Source organism: Kitasatospora sp. NBC_01302 (assembly GCF_035976515.1).
In the GTDB taxonomy this organism is placed as follows: Bacteria; Actinomycetota; Actinomycetes; order Streptomycetales; family Streptomycetaceae; genus Kitasatospora.
This window is the reverse complement of sequence record NZ_CP108404.1, coordinates 2,111,345-2,128,648: the sequence shown is the minus strand read 5'-3', so window position 1 is coordinate 2,128,648 and position 17,304 is coordinate 2,111,345. Positions and strand designations below refer to the sequence as shown.

The 17,304-nt window shown below is 73.0% G+C and carries 13 protein-coding genes; 3 read left to right on the top strand and 10 right to left on the bottom strand.

The genetic code is table 11. From position 1 onward, the window contains the following. Nucleotide 1 precedes the first annotated feature (1 nt). A complete protein-coding gene (locus OG294_RS08625; protein ID WP_327065839.1) occupies nt 2-859 on the top strand; it encodes a M24 family metallopeptidase in 858 nt (285 codons plus the stop codon). After that, nucleotides 856-2,583, top strand: coding sequence for an SDR family oxidoreductase (locus OG294_RS08620; protein ID WP_327065838.1), 1,728 nt, complete (start codon nt 856-858; stop codon nt 2,581-2,583). The genes OG294_RS08625 and OG294_RS08620 overlap by 4 nt, the downstream gene beginning before the upstream one ends. 43 nt (nt 2,584-2,626) lie before the next feature. On the opposite strand, the gene OG294_RS08615 is transcribed toward OG294_RS08620, so the two are convergent. The 9 genes from OG294_RS08615 to OG294_RS08575 all read right to left on the bottom strand — a co-directional run bounded on the left by OG294_RS08615 (nt 2,627) and on the right by OG294_RS08575 (nt 13,832). Further along, entirely contained in the window at nt 2,627-3,859 is a 1,233-nt protein-coding gene (locus OG294_RS08615) for a globin domain-containing protein (RefSeq protein ID WP_327065837.1), read from the bottom strand. A gap of 19 nt (nt 3,860-3,878) precedes the next feature. Next, on the bottom strand, nt 3,879-4,499 hold the full coding sequence (locus tag OG294_RS08610) for a pyridoxamine 5'-phosphate oxidase family protein (protein WP_327065836.1): 621 nt from the start codon (nt 4,497-4,499) through the stop codon (nt 3,879-3,881). A gap of 562 nt (nt 4,500-5,061) precedes the next feature. Next, nucleotides 5,062-6,168 (bottom strand): hypothetical protein, encoded by a 1,107-nt coding sequence (locus OG294_RS08605; protein WP_327065835.1) that lies wholly within the window; start codon nt 6,166-6,168, stop codon nt 5,062-5,064. Further along, on the bottom strand, nt 6,165-6,797 hold the full coding sequence (locus tag OG294_RS08600; protein WP_327071477.1) for an RNA polymerase sigma factor: 633 nt from the start codon (nt 6,795-6,797) through the stop codon (nt 6,165-6,167). Before OG294_RS08600 ends, OG294_RS08605 begins: the two co-directional genes overlap by 4 nt. 258 nt (nt 6,798-7,055) lie before the next feature. Next, nucleotides 7,056-8,249, bottom strand: a complete 1,194-nt coding sequence (locus OG294_RS08595; RefSeq protein WP_327065834.1) for an XdhC family protein — start codon at nt 8,247-8,249, stop codon at nt 7,056-7,058. Between the two features lie 116 nt (nt 8,250-8,365). Next, nucleotides 8,366-9,844: an NCS2 family permease gene (locus OG294_RS08590; protein WP_327065833.1), complete on the bottom strand. Its 1,479-nt coding sequence runs from the start codon at nt 9,842-9,844 to the stop codon at nt 8,366-8,368. A gap of 258 nt (nt 9,845-10,102) precedes the next feature. Continuing rightward, on the bottom strand, nt 10,103-12,463 hold the full coding sequence (pucD, locus tag OG294_RS08585) for a xanthine dehydrogenase subunit D (RefSeq protein ID WP_327065832.1): 2,361 nt from the start codon (nt 12,461-12,463) through the stop codon (nt 10,103-10,105). Beyond that, nucleotides 12,460-12,948 (bottom strand): (2Fe-2S)-binding protein, encoded by a 489-nt coding sequence (locus OG294_RS08580; protein ID WP_327065831.1) that lies wholly within the window; start codon nt 12,946-12,948, stop codon nt 12,460-12,462. The genes pucD and OG294_RS08580 overlap by 4 nt, the downstream gene beginning before the upstream one ends. Further along, the gene (locus tag OG294_RS08575; RefSeq protein WP_327065830.1) at nt 12,945-13,832 is read right to left on the bottom strand and encodes an FAD binding domain-containing protein; all 888 of its coding nucleotides are present in this window, start codon (nt 13,830-13,832) and stop codon (nt 12,945-12,947) included. The genes OG294_RS08580 and OG294_RS08575 overlap by 4 nt, the downstream gene beginning before the upstream one ends. A gap of 526 nt (nt 13,833-14,358) precedes the next feature. On the opposite strand from OG294_RS08575, the gene OG294_RS08570 reads away from it, so the two are divergent. After that, entirely contained in the window at nt 14,359-15,951 is a 1,593-nt protein-coding gene (locus OG294_RS08570) for a PucR family transcriptional regulator (protein ID WP_327065829.1), read from the top strand. A 93-nt stretch (nt 15,952-16,044) separates the two neighbouring features. Here the strand turns inward: OG294_RS08570 and OG294_RS08565 are convergent, their stop codons facing one another. Beyond that, nucleotides 16,045-17,217, bottom strand: coding sequence for an alpha/beta hydrolase (locus OG294_RS08565; RefSeq protein ID WP_327065828.1), 1,173 nt, complete (start codon nt 17,215-17,217; stop codon nt 16,045-16,047). Nucleotides 17,218-17,304 lie beyond the last annotated feature (87 nt).

Here is a 17,304-nt window from a genome sequence, read left to right as displayed (position 1 = left end):
CATGAGCCCCACCGTTGCGCGCACCCCCGGCTTCGCCTACACCGCCCAGGACCTGGACCGCTTCCGCGAGGTCCAGCAGCTGGCCTACCACTGCGCCGAGCAGGTCGCCGCCTGGATCGAACCCGGCGTCACCGAACGCCAGGCCACCGCCCAGCTGCGCCGCTGCCTGGTCGCCGCCGGGGTGCGGGACTTCTTCCACATCCCGTTCGCCTGGTTCGGCGACCGCACCGCCTTCCGCCACTTCCACACCCCGCTGCAGTTCTTCGCCGGCTCCCGGGTGCTCCAGGAGGGCATGCCCTACGTGCTGGACTGCGCCCCGGTGGTGGACGGCTACACCGCCGACATCGGCTACGGCGGCAAGGTCGGCGACAACCCGGTCTGGGACCGCCTCGCGCTGGACCTGCGGGTCTACCGCGAGCTGATCCTGCGCGAGGTGCGGGCCCGCAAGCCGCTGAACGAGGTGTACGCGGCCGTCGACGCGCAGATCGCCCGGCACGGCTACGACAACCGCCACCAGGTCTACCCGGGCCGGGTGATCGGCCACCAGGTGACCCGCAACACCAGCCGCGCGCCGATGGGGGTGAACCTCTTCGGCTTCGGTGTGCGCACCCTGCAGACCCTGGGCCGGGAGCTGATCAGCGAGCGCCTGCACGGCCGCTCCCCGCTCTGGGCCGACGGCCGCTCCTCCCACCACGCGCCCACTCCCGGGCTCTGGGCGGTGGAGCCGCACATCGCCTTCCGCGCGGTCGGCATCAAGTTCGAGGAGCTGCTGGTGGTGACCGAGGACGACGCCTACTGGTTGGATGACGACCTGCCGCACGTGCGGCGCTGGACGAGGCTCGAGGAGACCGCCGCGTGAGTGAGAACCCCGCTGTCCGCCGTCGCACCGTGCACAGTGCCGGTGTCGACCTGGCCGTCTTCGAGCAGGGCGACCCCGCGGCGCCCACCGTGCTGCTGGTGCACGGCTACCCCGACACCCACCGGGTCTGGGACGACGTGGCCGCCGAGCTCGCCGCCGACCACCACGTGGTCCGCTACGACGTGCGCGGGGCCGGCGAGTCCTCGGTGCCGCGCAGCCGTGCGGAGTACCGGCTGCCGCTGCTGGCGGCGGACCTGTTCGCGGTCGCGGACGCGGTCAGCCCCGAGCGCCCGGTGCACGTGGTCGCGCACGACTGGGGCTCGCTGCAGTCCTGGGAGGCGGTCACCGAGCCGGGTGCCGGGCGACGGCTGGCCTCCTACACCACGATGTCCGGGCCCTGCCTGGACCACATGGGCCACTGGATCCGCCACCGGATGCGCCGCCCCACCCCCCGCCACCTGCGCCAACTCCTGCTCCAGGGCGTGCACTCCTGGTACATCGCCGCCTTCCACCTGCCCTTCCTGGCGCCCGCGACCTGGCGGCTCGGCCTGGCCCGGGCCTGGCCCCGGGTGCTGCGCGACCTGGAGGAGGTCCAGCCCAGGGCCGGCCACCCGCAACGGACGCTGCGTCAGGACGCGGTGCGCGGAATCGAGTTGTACCGCGCCAACATGCGCCCCACGCTGCGCAACCCGCGCGAGCGCCCCACCGAGGTGCCGGTGCAGCTGATCACGCTCCGCCGCGACCGCTACGTCGGCGCCTTCCTCTCCGAGGGCCTGGAGCGCTGGGTGCCCAGCCTCACCCGGCGCGAGCTGAACGCCACCCACTGGTCCGCGCTGCTCGAACAGGGCCCGGTGGTGGCCCAGATGGTGCGCGAGTTCACCGGGCGGATCGAGAGCGGGGGTGAACCGGCAGGGCCGGCGCAGCAGTTGGTGGTCGTCACGGGCGCCGGCAGCGGCATCGGCCGGGCCACCGCGCTGGCCTTCGGCGAGCAGGGCGCCACCGTCGTGGTCTGCGACCTGGACCGGGAGGCCGTCGAGCGGACCGCCGAACTGGTCGCCCTGGTGGGCGGGGTGGGCCACGCCTACCAGGTGGACGTCAGCGACGGTGCGGCGGTCGACGACTTCGCGCGGCAGGTCGCGGCGGCGCACGGGGTGCCGGACGTGCTGGTCAACAACGCCGGGATCGGCCACTCGGGCACCTTCCTGCAGACCACCGAGAAGGAGTGGCAGCGGGTGCTGGACGTCAACCTGTGGGGCGTGATCCACGGTTGCCGGGCCTTCGGCGCGCTGATGGTCGAGCGGGACCAGGGCGGGCACATCGTCAACCTGGCCTCGGCCGCCGCCTACCTGCCCTCCAAGGTGCTGGCCGCCTACGCCACCAGCAAGGCCGCGGTGCTGATGCTCTCCGACTGCCTGCGGGCCGAACTGGCCGACAGCGGCATCGGGGTGAGCGCGATATGCCCCGGCATCGTCAACACCAACATCACCCGGACCTCGACCTTCTCCGGCACCTCCGGCAGCGAGCAGGCCGCCAAGCAGGCCCGGGCGGCCAAGCTCTACGCCCGGCGCGGCTTCCCGCCGGAGAAGGTGGCCGCCGAGATCGTCCGCGCGGTGCGCACCGGCAAGCCGGTGGTGCCGGTGACGGTGGAGGCGAAGGCGGCACGCTGGATCGGCCGGCTGGCGCCCGGACTGCTCCGGCGGGCGGCCCGGATCAACGCGGGCTGAGCCAGGGCTCGTCCGGCGATCCGCGGCGGATCGGCGCGCGGGGTCAGCGGCCGGCGGGCTCGCCGCCCTCCGGCCGGCCCGTGCGGCTGCCCAGCAGACCGCCGCCACCGTCCAGCAAGCCCGCGCTGCCCTCCAGCAGGCCCGAGGTGATGTCGAGTTCGGCGGGCGTGGTGCTCAGGTCGTAGTGCAGCCGCTCGGCCGGCACCCCGTCGCGCTGGAACCGCTCGACCATGCTGACCACCATGTCGTCCGGGCCCGCCACGAAGACCTCGTGCTCCGGCCAGTGGCCCTGGTCCGGCACCACCTCGGGCAGCCGGCCCTGCACGCCCGGGTAGCCGATCTCCGCGGAGATCACCGGGACGAGCAGTAACCGGGGGAAGACGCTGGCGAGTTGGCGCAGGCTCTGCAGATCGTAGAGGTCGCTCTGCTGGCGGGCACCGACGAACAGGTGCAGGGTGAGCGGCCGGTGGCGCGCGATCATCTCCTCCACCAGCGCCTTGACCGGGGCGAGCCCGGTGCCGCCGGCCACGCAGACCACCCGGCGTGAGGGCCGTTCGGGCAGCGTCATGGAGCCGCGCCCCGGGCCGAGCCTGACCACGTCACCGACCCGGGTGTGGTGCACCAGCGTGTTGCTCACCCAGCCGGCCTGCACGGCCCGCACGTGCAGGGTCAGCAGGCCGTCCCGGCGCGGGGCGTTGGCGATCGAGTACGGGCGCCAGACGCGCGGCCAGCGTGCGGTCTCCACCGTGGTGTACTGGCCGGCCCGGTAGGGGAACGGGGCGTCGGGGCGCAGCGTCAGCACCGCGAGGTCCGGGGTGCGCTGCTCGTGCCCGACCACCTCGGCCAGCCAGCTGGAGGGGCTGCGCCCGGCCTCCGCCTCGGCGGCGCCGCTCATCGCGCCGGCGATCAGCCGGTAGGCCTCGCTCCAGGCGCTCTCGTGCGCGGGCGTCCAGGCCTCGCCGGCGAACCGGCGCAGGGTGGCCAGCAGCGCGCTGCCGACCGCCTCGTAGTGCTCGGTGCGCACCCCGTACTTGCGGTGGTCGCGGCCCAGCTGCTCCAGGAACGAGGTCAGTTCGGCGGGGCGGTCGAGCATCCGGACGGCGCCCGCCAGGGCCCGGAAGAGCCGGTCGCGCTGCACGTCCATCGCTGGCGGGAAGAGCTCGCGGACCTCGGGGTTGTGCAGGAAGAGCGTGGCGTAGAAGTGGCCGGTGAGCTTGTCCGAGTGCTGCTGCACCAGCGCGAAGCTGTCCCGGATCAGAGTCGGATTGTCGGTCATGGTGGTGGTTGACGCTCCGTCAGAGGACGTGTTGGCTGGTTTCCTTGGCGCCGAAGAAGTCGCCGCCCTTGCGTCGGGTGTCGTCGGTGCCCCAGGAACGGGTGCGCGGTGCGGGGACGAACCGCGGGATGTGCTTGGCGCAGTGCAGATAGGCCTCGTCGATGTCGACCAGGACCCAGTGCTCGGCGCGCCGGCCCGGGATCGTCTCCAGCGGCAGGCCGGGGACGTACGGGCGCAACTGGGCGTCCGTCAGCACCCGGGCCCGTCCGTTGATGTGCAGGCCGATCACGTCGTGGACGAAGTCCACCAGCAGCAGGCCGACATGGCCGTTCTCGCTGATGTTGCCCAGGCTCGCCATCACGCCGTTGCCCCGGTACTCGGGGTAGGCCAGCGTGTGCGGGTCGATCACGTGCAGGAACCCGGGCGGCCCGGCCCGGAAGCTGGTGTCGCACTCGCCCTTCGCGTCGGAGGTGGCGACGAAGGCCATCTCCTGGCGGGCGACGAACTCCCGCATCCGCGGGTTGAGGTGGTCCAGCACCTGTTCGCGGTAGAAGCGATCGGCGCGCTCCGTGGAGCCGTAGGCCTCCTGCAGCAGGTGCTCCCCGGTCGAACCGGGGCGGTGGAGGAGGGGGTTGGCCATCGGGTCTCCGCGTCGTGAGGAAGGGAAGTCGGATGAACGGTCTATGTCAAGCGCATGACAACATTCCCCCCGGAACTTCACAACTTCGGTCAAACGCACCGCCGTTCGACCGTCCCTCGCACCCTACACGTAGGGCGACCAATGGTCACCCGGAAGTGTGCCGAGACTGTGTCGGACTCATGGGAGGATTCCGAACTGCGCCGGTCAGCGGGCCGCGTGGGGCAGGCGGCCGGTGCAGGGGCGGTGCAGAATCGGTGAGCCGCGAGGCGGCCGGGACCGGCGGCCAGGTCCTCGCCGTTCATCCAGGGCGTGAGCGCCACGGCGGACCGGCAGATGCCGGGGAGTTGCGACGAAGAGCCTGGGCCCGGCCCGGCCGACCCCAACCTTGCCGGGCCCAGACTCGTACCGCGGGGTGACGGACCCGGGGGAGTCCGTCACCCCGTCGAGGCCGGCGACCGAGCTCATGCACAGTCAGGGCCGCCGGAGTTCCGGGAAGGTGGCGTGCCCGGGGAAGCCACCACCGTCCCGGAGTCTGAGGGGGTACCGCATCCTTCGCTGCGGCTCACTGCCTCCTGTGGCCGTTGCCGCCACCGCTGTCCTGCCCCGGCGGGACGGGGCCGCGGTTGTCCCCGCCGTCCGGCGTGCGCGCCGGCGTGGGAGCGCCGGGCAGCGGTACGGGAACGGGGGAGGCGCCGGGAGTGTCCCGGCCGCCCGGCTGGACCTGGCCCGGGGTCGGGGCCTGGCCGCCGCCCTGGCCGGAGCCCGGCAGCGCGGCGCAGTACGCCCGTACCCGGTTCGAGCCGCCCGCCGCGCGCGTCAGCGGCTCGAACCGGGAGTCGCCGGTCCCCGGCTGGCCGTCGCCCGGCCACAGCCGGCAGAGCGGCTGCAACAGGGCGGAGAGCCCCGACCCGCCAGGGGCGCCCGGGACGGCCCTGCCGGGCGGAGCGGAGCTGCCGGGCCTGGTGCTCGCCGCGCCGTCGCCCTGGCCTGCCGAGGCCCCGCCCGGGGCGCCCGGCGAGGCCGAAGCCCCACCCGATGGCCCGGCCGACGCCGCGCCCGGAGTCCCGGCCGAGCCGCCGGGCAGCGGCCGTTCGGCCACCGGTCCGCTGGAGGTCGGCCCGACGGAGGTCGAGCCGGCGGAGCCCGGTCCCGAGCCCGGCCGCGCGGACTGCTCCTGGCCGCCGCGGCGGCCGGCCGGAGCGGGCGAGGCCGATCCGGTGGCGGCCACGCTGTCGACGGGCGCCGAGTGGCCGGAACCGCCCAGCGCCGCGGGCAGGTGCCCCGTCCCGGCCGCCACCGCGACCCCGCCGATCGCCGTCACCGCGAACGCCGCGACCACGGCCTTGGCACCGAGGAACCGCGTGGGAACGCGGAACCCCTGCGGTACGCAAGCGGCCATCGGGCGCCTCCGGGAGGTGGACGGAAGGGATGCGGACGAGCGGGACGTGGACAGCTGGGACGCGGACGGGTGGGACGTGAGCCGAGCGGCCTCCCGGAACGCGGCGACCGCCGCTTCCTCCCCGGCCAGTTCGTCCGCGGTCGCAGGAGCGGCCGCGGCGGCGAGCAGTCCGAAGAGGGCGCCCGGACCGTCCGGCGAAGCGTCCGCCGCGCCGCCCAGCAGGTGCTCGGCGGCGTCGCGGTCGATCCGACGGGATCGGTTGGTGCTCATCTCATGTCCTTCAGCGTCGAGGCTCCGGCTGGTGTCACACCTTCGGCGGATTTTTTTTCGAGCCGTTTCGACGGACCGCGTGGCACGGGCACGGCGCCCGGGGATTCCAGCAGTTTGGCGAGCCTGCGCAGGCCCCGGTGGGCGGCCATCCGCACACTGCCGGCCCGCTTGCCGAGGACCTCGGCCGCGCTCTCCGCGTCCAGCTGCAGCACCACCCGCAGCAGCACCGCCTCGGCCTGGTCCTTGGGCAGCCGGGCGATCAGCGCCAGCGCCTGCTGGGTCCCGACGGTGGCCAGCGCGCTGCCCTCGGTGTCGTCCCGCGCGGGCAGCTCGGTCAGGTACTCCTCCGGCAGCTCGGCGGTCGGTCGCCGGCGCCGGGCCCGCAGGTGGTCCAGCGCCCGGTGGCGCGCGATGGTGGCGGCCCAGCCCCGGAACCCGTCGCCGTCGCCGTGGAAGGTGTGCAGGTCCCGGGCGATCTGCAGCCAGGTCTCGGAGGCGATGTCCTCGGCGTCCGGGGCGAGCGGGCCGTCCCCGCCGACCAGCACCCGCAGGTAGCGCAGCAGCGGCGGCTGTACGGTCCGGAAGACCTCCCGGAACGCCTCCTCGTCACCGGCCTGCGCGGCCCGCACCGCCTGCCCGAGCCGCTCCGGCTGCCCGGGGTCCTGCGCACCGTCGGGCCCCTCGGCGGGAGCGGTCGGTGGGGCCGGTGGCGGACCGACGGCGTCGGCGTACCCGAACTGATCTGCGTTTTGCACCGAGCCATCATCCACTCTCTGCGGGTCGGAACACGCACGATCCCGCCCGGCAGCGGGTGCCGGACGGGATCAGTGTGCGCCATCGCCGCAGGAGGCGGCGTTCCTGTGAGCTTGCTGGGGATTGACGGGGTGTCAGGCGGCCCGGCGGCGCTTGCCCGGGTCGGCGCGCTCCAGGTCGTGGTGGATCGGGCCCGAGCCGGCCGACAGCGGCAGGCAGCCGCCGCCGCGCCGGCTGGCGACGATCTCGGCGGCCACCGCGACGGCGGTCTCCTCGGGCGTCCTGGCCCCGAGGTCCAGGCCGATCGGCGAGCGGAGCCGGGCGATCTCGGCCTCGCTCAGGCCCGCCTCGCGCAGCTTCGCGTTGCGGTCCAGGTGGGTCCGGCGCGAGCCCATCGCGCCGACGAAGCCGACCGGCAGCCGCAGCGCGCGCTCCAGCAGCGGGATGTCGAACTTGGCGTCATGGGTCAGCACGCACAGCACCGTGCGGCCGTCCAGGCCGCCGGCGCCGCCGGGTGCGGTGAGCTGGGCGTCCAGGTAGCGGTGCGGCCAGTCGACCACCACCTCGTCGGCCTCGGGGAAGCGCCGCGCGGTGGCGAAGACCGGGCGGGCGTCGCAGACGGTCACCCGGTAGCCGAGGAACTTGCCGATCCGCACCACGGCGGCGGCGAAGTCGATCGCGCCGAAGACCAGCATCCGCGGCTTGGGGACGTAGGACTCGACGAAGAAGGTGACGGTGCTCGCGGCCGTCGGGTCACAGGGGCGGCCGTCCAGCGCCAGGGTGACCTTGGCGGTCTTGCCGGCGTCCAGCAGCGCGCGGGCCTCGGCGACCACCGAGCGCTCCAGCGCTGCGGTGGTCGCGGGCCCGCCGGGGGAGAGGGTGCTGTGGTGGCTGTCGGCGGTCACCGCGACGGTGGCGCCGAGCAGCGCGGTGGGCCCCTCGATCAGCCGGACCAGTGCGACCGGGGTGCCGGAGGCGATGTAGGTGATGCCGGCGTCCAGCCCGGCGTCCGCCCCGGGCACCACCGGCTGGACGAAGACGTCCAGGATCCCGCCGCAGGTCAGCCCGACGGCGAAGGCGTCCTCGTCGCTGTAGCCGAACCGTTCGAGCACCGGCTGCCCGGATGCGATCGCCTCCCGGCACAGCTCGTAGACCGCGCCCTCCACGCAGCCGCCGGAGACGCTGCCGAGGGCCTCGCCGTCCGCGTCCACGGCCAGCGCCGCGCCCGGGTCGCGCGGCGCGCTGCCGGAGACGCCGACCACGGTGGCCACCGCGAAGGAGCGCCCGGAGGCGTGCCAGGCCTGCAACTGCTCGGCGATGTCCTGCATGTCCGTGGCTCCTATCGGTGGTGTCGAGGGGCTGGCGGTGGTCCGGCGGGCGGGTGGTGGCGGAGGTGACGGCGGCGTGGTGCGGGCGGCCGGTCGGCTCCCCCCCCGCACCACGCCTAGCGGACCCCCAGCCACTCCTTGACCGGTGTGAGCGCGAAGTACAGGACGAAGACGGCGGTCAGGATCCACATCAGCGGACCCGGTTCGCGCCACTTGCCCTTGCCGGCCTTGATCACCGTGTAGGAGATCACACCGGAGGCGACACCCGCAGTGATGCTGTAGGTGAACGGCATCATCGTGCAGGTCAGGAAGGCCGGAATGGCCACGTCGCGGTCGGCCCAGTCGATGTGCCGGGCCTGACTCATCATCATCGAGCCGATCACGACCAGCGCGGCGGAGGCGACCTCGACCGGCACGATGCCGGCCAGCGGGGAGAAGAAGAGCATCAGCGCGAAGACACCGCCGGTGACCGCGGAGGCCAGCCCGGTCCGGGCGCCCTCACCGACACCGGTGGCCGACTCGACGAAGACCGTCTGGCCCGAGGCGCCGAACAGGCCGCCGATCGCGCCGCCGGCGCCGTCGATGAACAGCGCCTTGGACAGGCCGGGCATCCGGCCCTGCTCGTCGGCCAGGCCGGCCTCGGTGCCGACCCCGATGATGGTGGCCATCGCGTCGAAGAACCCTGCCAGCACCAGGGTGAAGACCGCGACCGAGGCGCTGATCGCGCCCATGCCCTTGGAGCCGAAGGCGCCGAACAGGTCGATGTGGCCGACCAGGCCGAAGTCGGGTGCGGCGACCGGGCTGCCCGGCCAGACCGGCGGCGCGCTGCCCCAGGCCTTGGCGGGGACGTGGCCGACCGCGTTGACCACGAAGGCGAGGACGGTGCCCGAGGCGATGCCGATCAGGATGGCGCCGCGCACGTTGCGGGCCAGCAGCACGAAGATGATCAGCAGCGTCACGGCGAAGCAGACCACCGGCCAGCCGGTCAGCTCGCCCTCGGGGCCGAGCGAGACCAGGGTGGGCCCGCCGCTCTGCACGAAGCCGGCCTTGTGCAGGCCGATCAGCGAGACGAACAGGCCGATCCCGATGGTGATCGCGTGCTTGAGCGGCAGCGGGATGCCGTTCATGATCTTCTCGCGGAGTCCGGAGACCACCAGCAGCACGATCAGCAGGCCGTAGATGACGCAGAGGCCGAAGGCCTGGGCCCAGGTGGTGTGCGGTACCACCAGCGCGGAGACCGCCCCGGAGACCGACAGGCCGGCGGCGACCGCCAGCGGCACGTTGCCCACCACGCCCATCAGGATCGTGGTGACGGCGGCGGCGAGCGCCGTCGCGGTGGTGAGCTGGGCGTGGCCGAGCTTGGCGCCGGTGACGTCGGCGCCGCTCAGGATGAGCGGGTTGAGCAGGACGATGTAGGCCATCGCCATGAAGGTGGTCAGGCCGCCGCGGATCTCGTTGCCGAAGGTCGAGCCGCGCGCGGAGATCTTGAAGTACCTGTCCAGAGCGTTGTTCGAACCGCCCGAGGCCGAGGTGGGGGTGCCGGCCTGGGCGGGGATTCTTTCGGTGGTGTCTGGCTCCGTGGGGATCCGGGACATGTCCACTCCCAAGGTTCAAAGGGGGTTGGGGTGGGCGAGCCGACCTGGGACGGTCAGTAGGGGCGACCGCCGAGGGGGACTGTTCGACTCACGAGGTGCACTCTGTGGTGCCTGCGGTGCGTGGGGTGGTGCGCACCGCTGCAGAGCCCCGGCGTGGGAGAGGCAGCGGAATGGTGGTGCACGGGGTACTTCCTGGTGGTGCGCCCCGGAGCGGCGGGGGAAGACGGTCCGCCGCCCCGGGGAGGTCGGGCACCGGGATCAGAGCGTCCCGGTGAGGTGCTCGGGCCGGACCGGGATCCGGTTGAGGGCGATGCCGGTGGCCTGCCGGATGGCGGCCACGATCGAGGGGGTGGCCGAGACCGTGGGCGCCTCGCCGACTCCGCGCAGCCCGTACGGGGCGTTGGGGTCGGGCAGTTCGAGCATGTCCACCGGGATCGGCGGCACGTCGAGGATGGTGGGGATCAGGTAGTCGGTGAAGGAGGCGTTGCGCACCTTGCCGTCCTTCACGATGATCTCCTCCATCACCGCCAGGCCCAGCGCCTGGGTGCAGCCGCCCTGGATCTGGCCGATCACCGAGAGCGGGTTGAGCGCCTTGCCGACGTCCTGGGCCGCCGTCAGCTCGACCACCTTGACCAGGCCCAGGTCCACGTCCACGTCCACCACCGCGCGGTTGGCGCAGAAGGTGTACTGGACGTGGCCGAAGCCCTGCCCGGTCTCCTTGTCGAACGGGACGGTGGGGCGGTGGTGGTGCTCGCGGGTCAGGTCGATCGCCTCGTCGCCGAGCAGGTCGACCATCGAGACCAGCGCGCCCTGCGAGGCGGAGACCACCTTGCCGCCGACCAGGTCCAGGTCGGGGTGCGTCCAGCCGTAGCGCTTGCGGCCCTTGGCGATCAGCGCCTGCTTGACCGCCTCGGCGGCGAGCTTGACCGCGCCGCCGGTCATGTAGGTCTGGCGCGAGGCAGAGGTGGAACCGGCCGAGCCGACCTCGGTGTTGGCCGGGTGGATGGTGACCTTCTCCACGCCCAGCTCGGTGCGGGCGATCTGGCCATGCACGGTGATCCCGCCCTGGCCGACCTCGGCCATCGCGGTGTGCACCATGGCCACCGGCTCGCCGCCGATCACCTCCAGGCGCACCCGGGCGGTGGAGTAGTCGTCGAAGCCCTCGGAGAAGCCGACGTTCTTGATGCCCACCGAGTAGCCGATGCCGCGCACGATGCCCTCGCCGTGCGAGGTGTTCGACAGCGCGCCGGGCAGCTCGCGGATGTCCAGGTTGGCCAGGTCCAGCGGCGGCGGCAGCGGCATGTCCTTGACCCGCTGCAGCAGTTCGGCCACCGGCGCGGGGGAGTCGATCTGCTGCCCGGTGGGCATGTAGTCGCCCTCCGACATCGCGTTCAACTGCCGCAGCTCCACCGGGTCCATGCCCAGTTCGGCGGCGAGCCTGTCCATCTGCGACTCGTAGCCGAAGCAGGCCTGCACCGCGCCGAAGCCGCGCATCGCCCCGCAGGACGGGTTGTTGGTGTAGAGGGCGATGGCCTCCATCCGCACGTTCGGGATGTTGTACGGGCCGTTGCCCAGCGAGGCCGCGTTGCCGACCACGGCGGGCGAGGCGGAGGCGTAGGCGCCGCCGTCCAGCACCAGGCGCACGTCCGCGTAGACCAGCTTGCCGTCCCGGGTGGCGCCGTGCTCGTAGGTCATCCTCGCCGGGTGGCGGTGCACGTGGCCGAAGAAGGACTCGTCGCGGGAGTAGACGATCTTGACCGGCTTGCCGGTGCGCAGGGCCAGCAGCGAGGCGTGGATCTGCATCGACAGGTCCTCGCGGCCGCCGAAGGCGCCGCCGACGCCGGCCAGCGTCAGGCGCACCTTCTCCTCGGGCAGGCCGAGCACCGGGGCCATCTGCTGGCGGTCCACGTGCAGCCACTGGGTGGCGACGTAGAGGTCGATGCCGCCGTCCTCGGCGGGCACCGCGAGGCCGGACTCCGGGCCGAGGAAGGCCTGGTCCTGCATGCCGACCTCGTACTCGCCGCGCACCACCACGTCCGCCAGCGCCTTGACCTCCTCGGTCACGCCCTGGCCGTGGACCAGCTTCTGGCTGTGGCAGATGTTGCCGGAGGCGTGCGACTTGTACTCGTGCGGCTCGTGCACGTAGCCGTTGAGCTCGGGGTTGAGCGCCTGCTCCTCGGTGGTGATCGGGGTGAGCACCTCGTACTCGACCTTGATCTTCTTCACCGCGCGGCGGGCGGTCTCCGGGTGGTCGGCGGCCACCAGCGCGATCGCCTCGCCGTGGTAGCGGACCTTGTCGATCGCCAGCGCCGGCTGGTCCTGGATCTCCAGGCCGTAGTACTTGGAGCCCGGGATGTCCTCGTGGGTCAGCACCGCGTAGACGCCCGGGGTCTTCAGCGCCTCGGAGATGTCCACCGAGAGGATGGTGGCGCGCGGGTGCGGCGAGCGCAGCGCCATGCCCCAGAGCATGTCCTCGTGCCACATGTCCGAGGAGTAGGCGAACTCGCCCTTGACCTTCAGCGTGCCGTCCGGCCGCAGCGGGGAGCCGCCGATGCCGTGCGGGGAGCCGGTGGTGATGTCCTGGAGGTTCTTCTGCCCCCGGATCGTCCGTGTGGTCATTCGGCCGTCCCCACCTTCTGGCACTTGCGGGCGGAGGCGAGCCGCACCGCGTCCATGATCTTCTCGTAGCCGGTGCAGCGGCACAGGTTGCCGCTCAGCGCCTCGCGGATGTCGGTGTCGCTGGGCTGCGGGGCGCGGTCGAGCAGCGCGTCGGTCTGCACCAGCAGACCCGGGGTGCAGAAGCCGCACTGCACGGCCCCGGCGTCGATGAACGCCTGCTGGACCAGGCCCAGTTCGCCGTTCTCCTCGCTCAGGCCCTCGACCGTGCGCACCTCGCGGTCCTGCACCTGGCCGGCCGCCACCAGACAGGAGCAGACCGGCGTGCCGTCCAGGTAGACCGTGCACGAGCCGCACTCGCCCTGCTCGCAGGCGTTCTTCGAACCCGGCAGGCCGACCCGCTCGCGCAGCACGTAGAGCAGGCTCTCGCCCTCCCACACGTCGTCCGCCTCGACCGGCTTGCCGTTGGCGGTGAAAGTCACCCTCATGCCGCGCTCCTGATCTGCTTGCTGTAGTCGTTCCAGGTCCACGTGAGGGTGCGCCGCGCCATCACGGCCAGCGAGTGCCGGCGGTAGTCGGCGGTGCCGCGGACGTCGTCGATCGGGGAGGCGGCGGCCTTGACCAGCTCGCCGAACCGCTGGGTCACCTCGGCGCCCAGCAGCTCGCCCGACTCCCACAGGCCGCGCTCGGTCAGCACGCCCTGCAGGTACTCCTCCGCCTCCACCGCGCGGCGCGGTGTGGGGGCGGCCGAGCCGATGCCGGTGCCGACGGTGCGGTTCTTGGGGTGCAGCGCGAAACCGAAGGCGCAGACCGCGATCACCATCGCGTTGCGGGTGCCGATCTTCGAGAACTGCTGCGGGCCGTCCGCCACCGGGATGTGCACGGCGCGGATCAGCTCGTCCTTCTCCAGGCTGTTGCGCTTGACCCCGAGGTAGAACTCGTCGATCGGGATCAGCCGGGTGCCGCGCACCGAGGCGGCCTCCACGAAGACGTCGCGGCCGGCGGCCAGCAGCGCGGGGTGCGCGTCGCCGGCGGGGGAGGCACCGCCGAGGTTCCCGCCGACGCCGCCGCGGTTGCGGATCTGCGGCGAGCCGACGGTGTGCGAGGCCAGCGCCAGGCCCGGCAGCGGGCCGGCCAGCTCGGCGATGATCCGGGCGTACGTCACGGCGGCCCCGAGCCTGACCACGCCGTCGGTGATCGACCACTCGGTCAGCTCGGTGACGCGGTTCAGGTCGAGCAGCGCGGATGGCCGGTGGACGTCGAAGTTCATCTCGACCATCACATCCGTGCCGCCCGAGATGGGCAGCGCGGTCGGGTGCTCAGCCTTCGCCGCGAGCGCCTCGTCCCAGCTTGCGGGCCGCAGGAACTCCATGCGGGTGTCTCCTCAAGTCGTCGCCGATCGAACCTTTGGGCACTGTGCCCCGGGGACCGTACGGCCGCGCCCTGCGACGCGGCCGTACGGTCCCCCCAACCTCCGAAGAGCGGAAGCGGTCACCCCGGCGTTGCCGGGGCGTCTTGTCCTGGTCACCGGGGTGTGTCCGGCGGCGTGTGGCCAGTGAACCGCCGACCCGGGGCCCGCAGGCAGTCACCGATGGCATGAAGCCCGCGCGCCGGGTCCGCCCGGCATCCTGTACGTTCCTCTAAGGACGACGAATGCGCTGCTGAGCGGTTTGCCAACCGCCCCGTCCGGCCGTGATCCGGCCGTGACGGCCCGGCGACACCCCGTGACCCCGCACAGTGCTGAGACATATCGCCGAAGGCCCGGGATTCGGGCATATGGTGACCCCCCGACCCGCGCGGACGGTCACCGTCGCCGTTCGCCCGACCCCCTGCCATCGCGACCCCTGACCGGCTACCACCCAGTAACCCGCCCCCAGTTCAGACGAAGGAGTCTGCGGATGCGTGTCCGTGACCTGCTCGCCCCCGGCGCCCCGAGGCTGCGGCTGCTTGCCGCCGAGGAGGAGCTCGACCGTCAGGTCAGCGGTGTCATGACCACGGACCTGCACGACCCGGGCCGCTACCTGCACGGCGGTGAACTGGTGCTCACCGGCATGCTCTGGCGCACCGCGCCCGAGGACTCCGAGCGCTTCGTGCGCACGCTGGCGGCCGGCGGGGCGGTGGCGCTGGCGGCCGGCGAGGCCGAGGTCGGGCCGGTCCCCGAGGACCTGATCGAGGCCTGCCGCCGGCACCGGATGCCGCTGCTGGCCGTCCCCGACGACATCGCCTTCTCCACCCTGACCGAGTTCATCGGCCGCCAGGTCTCCGCCGACCGCGCCGCCGACCTGGCCGCCCTGGTGGACCGGCACCGGATGCTCGTCTCGGCGGCCGGCGGCGGCGGGCTGGACGCGGTGCTCGACCTGCTCGGCGGGGACCTGGACCTGGACTGCTGGGTGCTCACCCCCACCGGGCGGGTGATCGCCGGCCCGGTCGAGCACCTGAGCGCCGAGGACCGCGACCAGCTGGTCCGCGCCCACCTGGCCGCCCAGCGCCAGCGCCGCCGCCCCCCGCACCGGGCCCGGCTGGCCTCCGGCGCCTACTCGCTGCTGCCCGCCACCTCCCGCCCCGAGGAGGGCACGGCCCTGTCGGACTGGGTGCTCGCGATCGCCGGCGACGTCACCGAGTGGACCACCAAGCGCCAGCAGCTGGCCGAGAACCTGGCCCGCCTGGTCGCCGCCGAGCGCGACCGCCGCGACGAGGGCCGCCGGCTGCGCCGCCGGATCGCCGACGAGGTGCTGACGCTGCTGCAGCGCGACGCCGACCCGGGCGAGATCAGCCGCGCCCTGTACGCCTCCTCGGCGATGGCCGCCCGCTACGAGGGCGCCGAGCCGGAGCCGGTGGCGCCGGAGGGCTCCTGGCTGGTGCTCAGCGCCGAGGGGACCGGCCTGCCCGAGGGAGCGGTGCGCTCGATCCTGGAGGAGGCGCTGACCGGCACCTCGGACCGCGCGCTGGTGGCCGGCGCCGGCACCGGCGCGGTGGTGGTGCTGCCCGCGCCGGCGGCCGCGGTGCCCGCCGACGCGCTGCGCGAGCTGCTCGGCCCGCTGGAGGCCGGACTCGGCTCGGCCGGCCGGATCACCCTCGGCGTCTCGGCCCCCGCGCTGGAGGCCGGCGGCCTGCGCGGCGCGCTGGAGGAGGCCCGGCACGCGCGCCGGATCGCCGCCGCCCGGGTCGGCCGGGTCTGCGTGGCCGGCCCCGAGGAGCTCGCCTCGCACGTGCTGCTGCTGGCCGCGGTGCCCGACGAGGTGCGCCGCGCCTTCCGCAGCCGGCTGCTGGACAAGGTGATCGCCTACGACATCGAGCACCAGGCCGACCTGGTGCGCACCCTGGAGGCCTTCCTGCGCTCGGACGGCTCCTGGACCCGCTGCGCCGCCCAGCTGCACGTGCACGTGAACACACTGCGCTACCGGATCGGGCGGATCGAGGAGCTGACGGGGCGTGACCTGTCCCGGCTGGAGGACCGGGTGGACTTCTACCTGGCCCTGGAGCTGGCCTGACCGGCTGTCGGCTGCACAGTCGCCTCAGGCCCCGGACCATTCGGTCCGGGGCCTGAGCGTTCGGTGCCGTCAGCTCGTCAGCTCGTCAGCTCGTCAGGAGGCGGGCTTGGGCGCCGGGATGATCGTGGTCAGCCACTTGAAGACGTCCGGCACCATCGGGCGCCACAGCGAGGGCGTGTGCGGACCGGTGGTCAGCAGCACCTTCACCGTCGTCGGCGGCTTGGCGGCGGCGGCCAGCGCCTGCCCGTCCTCGTAGCCGTCGCCCTTGTCGCCGCTCTGGTAGAGCGCGACGTTCGGCGGGGTCGCGGCGTGCTTGAGGATGTAGAGCGGGTTGGAGATCTCGTTCAGGTGCGGGTCCTTCGCGGTGAGCGAGGAGGACAGGCTGCTCGGCTCGTTGTAGCCCGAGAGGCTGACCGCGGCGCGGTAGCGGTCGGGGTGCAGCAGCGCCATCCGGTCGGCGCAGGCCGCCCCGGCGGAGAAGCCGCCCACCGCCCAGCCGTTCGGCGAGGGGTCGGCCCGGAAGTTGTCCAGGATCATCTGCGGCACGTCGGTGGAGAGCCAGGTGTCGGCGTTGACCTTGCCCGGGACGTTGGCGCAGCCGGTGTCGACCGTGGTGCTGATCAGCTGGGTGCGCGGCGAGATCAGGATGAACGGGGTGACCTGGCCGGACTTCATCAGCGGCGCCAGCTGCTCGGAGACCTTCAGCGAGCCGAACCAGGTCTTCGAGGACCCGGGGAAGCCCGGGAACAGCTCGACCACCGGGAAGTTGGTGTTCTTGTACGCCGGGTCGTTGTACTGCGGCGGCAGCCAGACGTTGACCTCGCCGTCGACCCCGGAGACCGTGCCCTTCAGGTCGGTGGTCTGCACGTCCTTGGGCACCAGCGGGTCGTCCACCGGCTTGAACTGCTGGATCACCTTGGCGCGGGCGGGCTTGGCGGCGTCGTTGCCGGGCTGGCCGGGCTGCCCGTTCGCGCCCGCGCCGTTCGCCCCGGCCACCGCGGCCGTCGGCACGTTGGGCACCGAACTGATGTGGCCGCCGTCACCCAGCAGGTCGTCCCAGCTGCCGTAGATCATGTTGGCGTTGTTGACCATCACGAAGATCATGGCCACCGCCGTCACCTGGCAGAACAGCAGCATCACCAAGCGGGCCAGGAACTGGACCGGCTTGGGACCCCCGACCCGCCCCCAGAGCACCAGGGTCACCAGGAGTGACACCGGTACCAGGATGATCGTGAGGATCAGGAAGGGCTGGCCTGTCAGTTGCATCAATGACTCTCGTATCCGAATTACTGCGGCCACCCGGACCTGGGGATGCCCGGTGCCTAACGACGTGCGGGGGTGGACGTATACAAG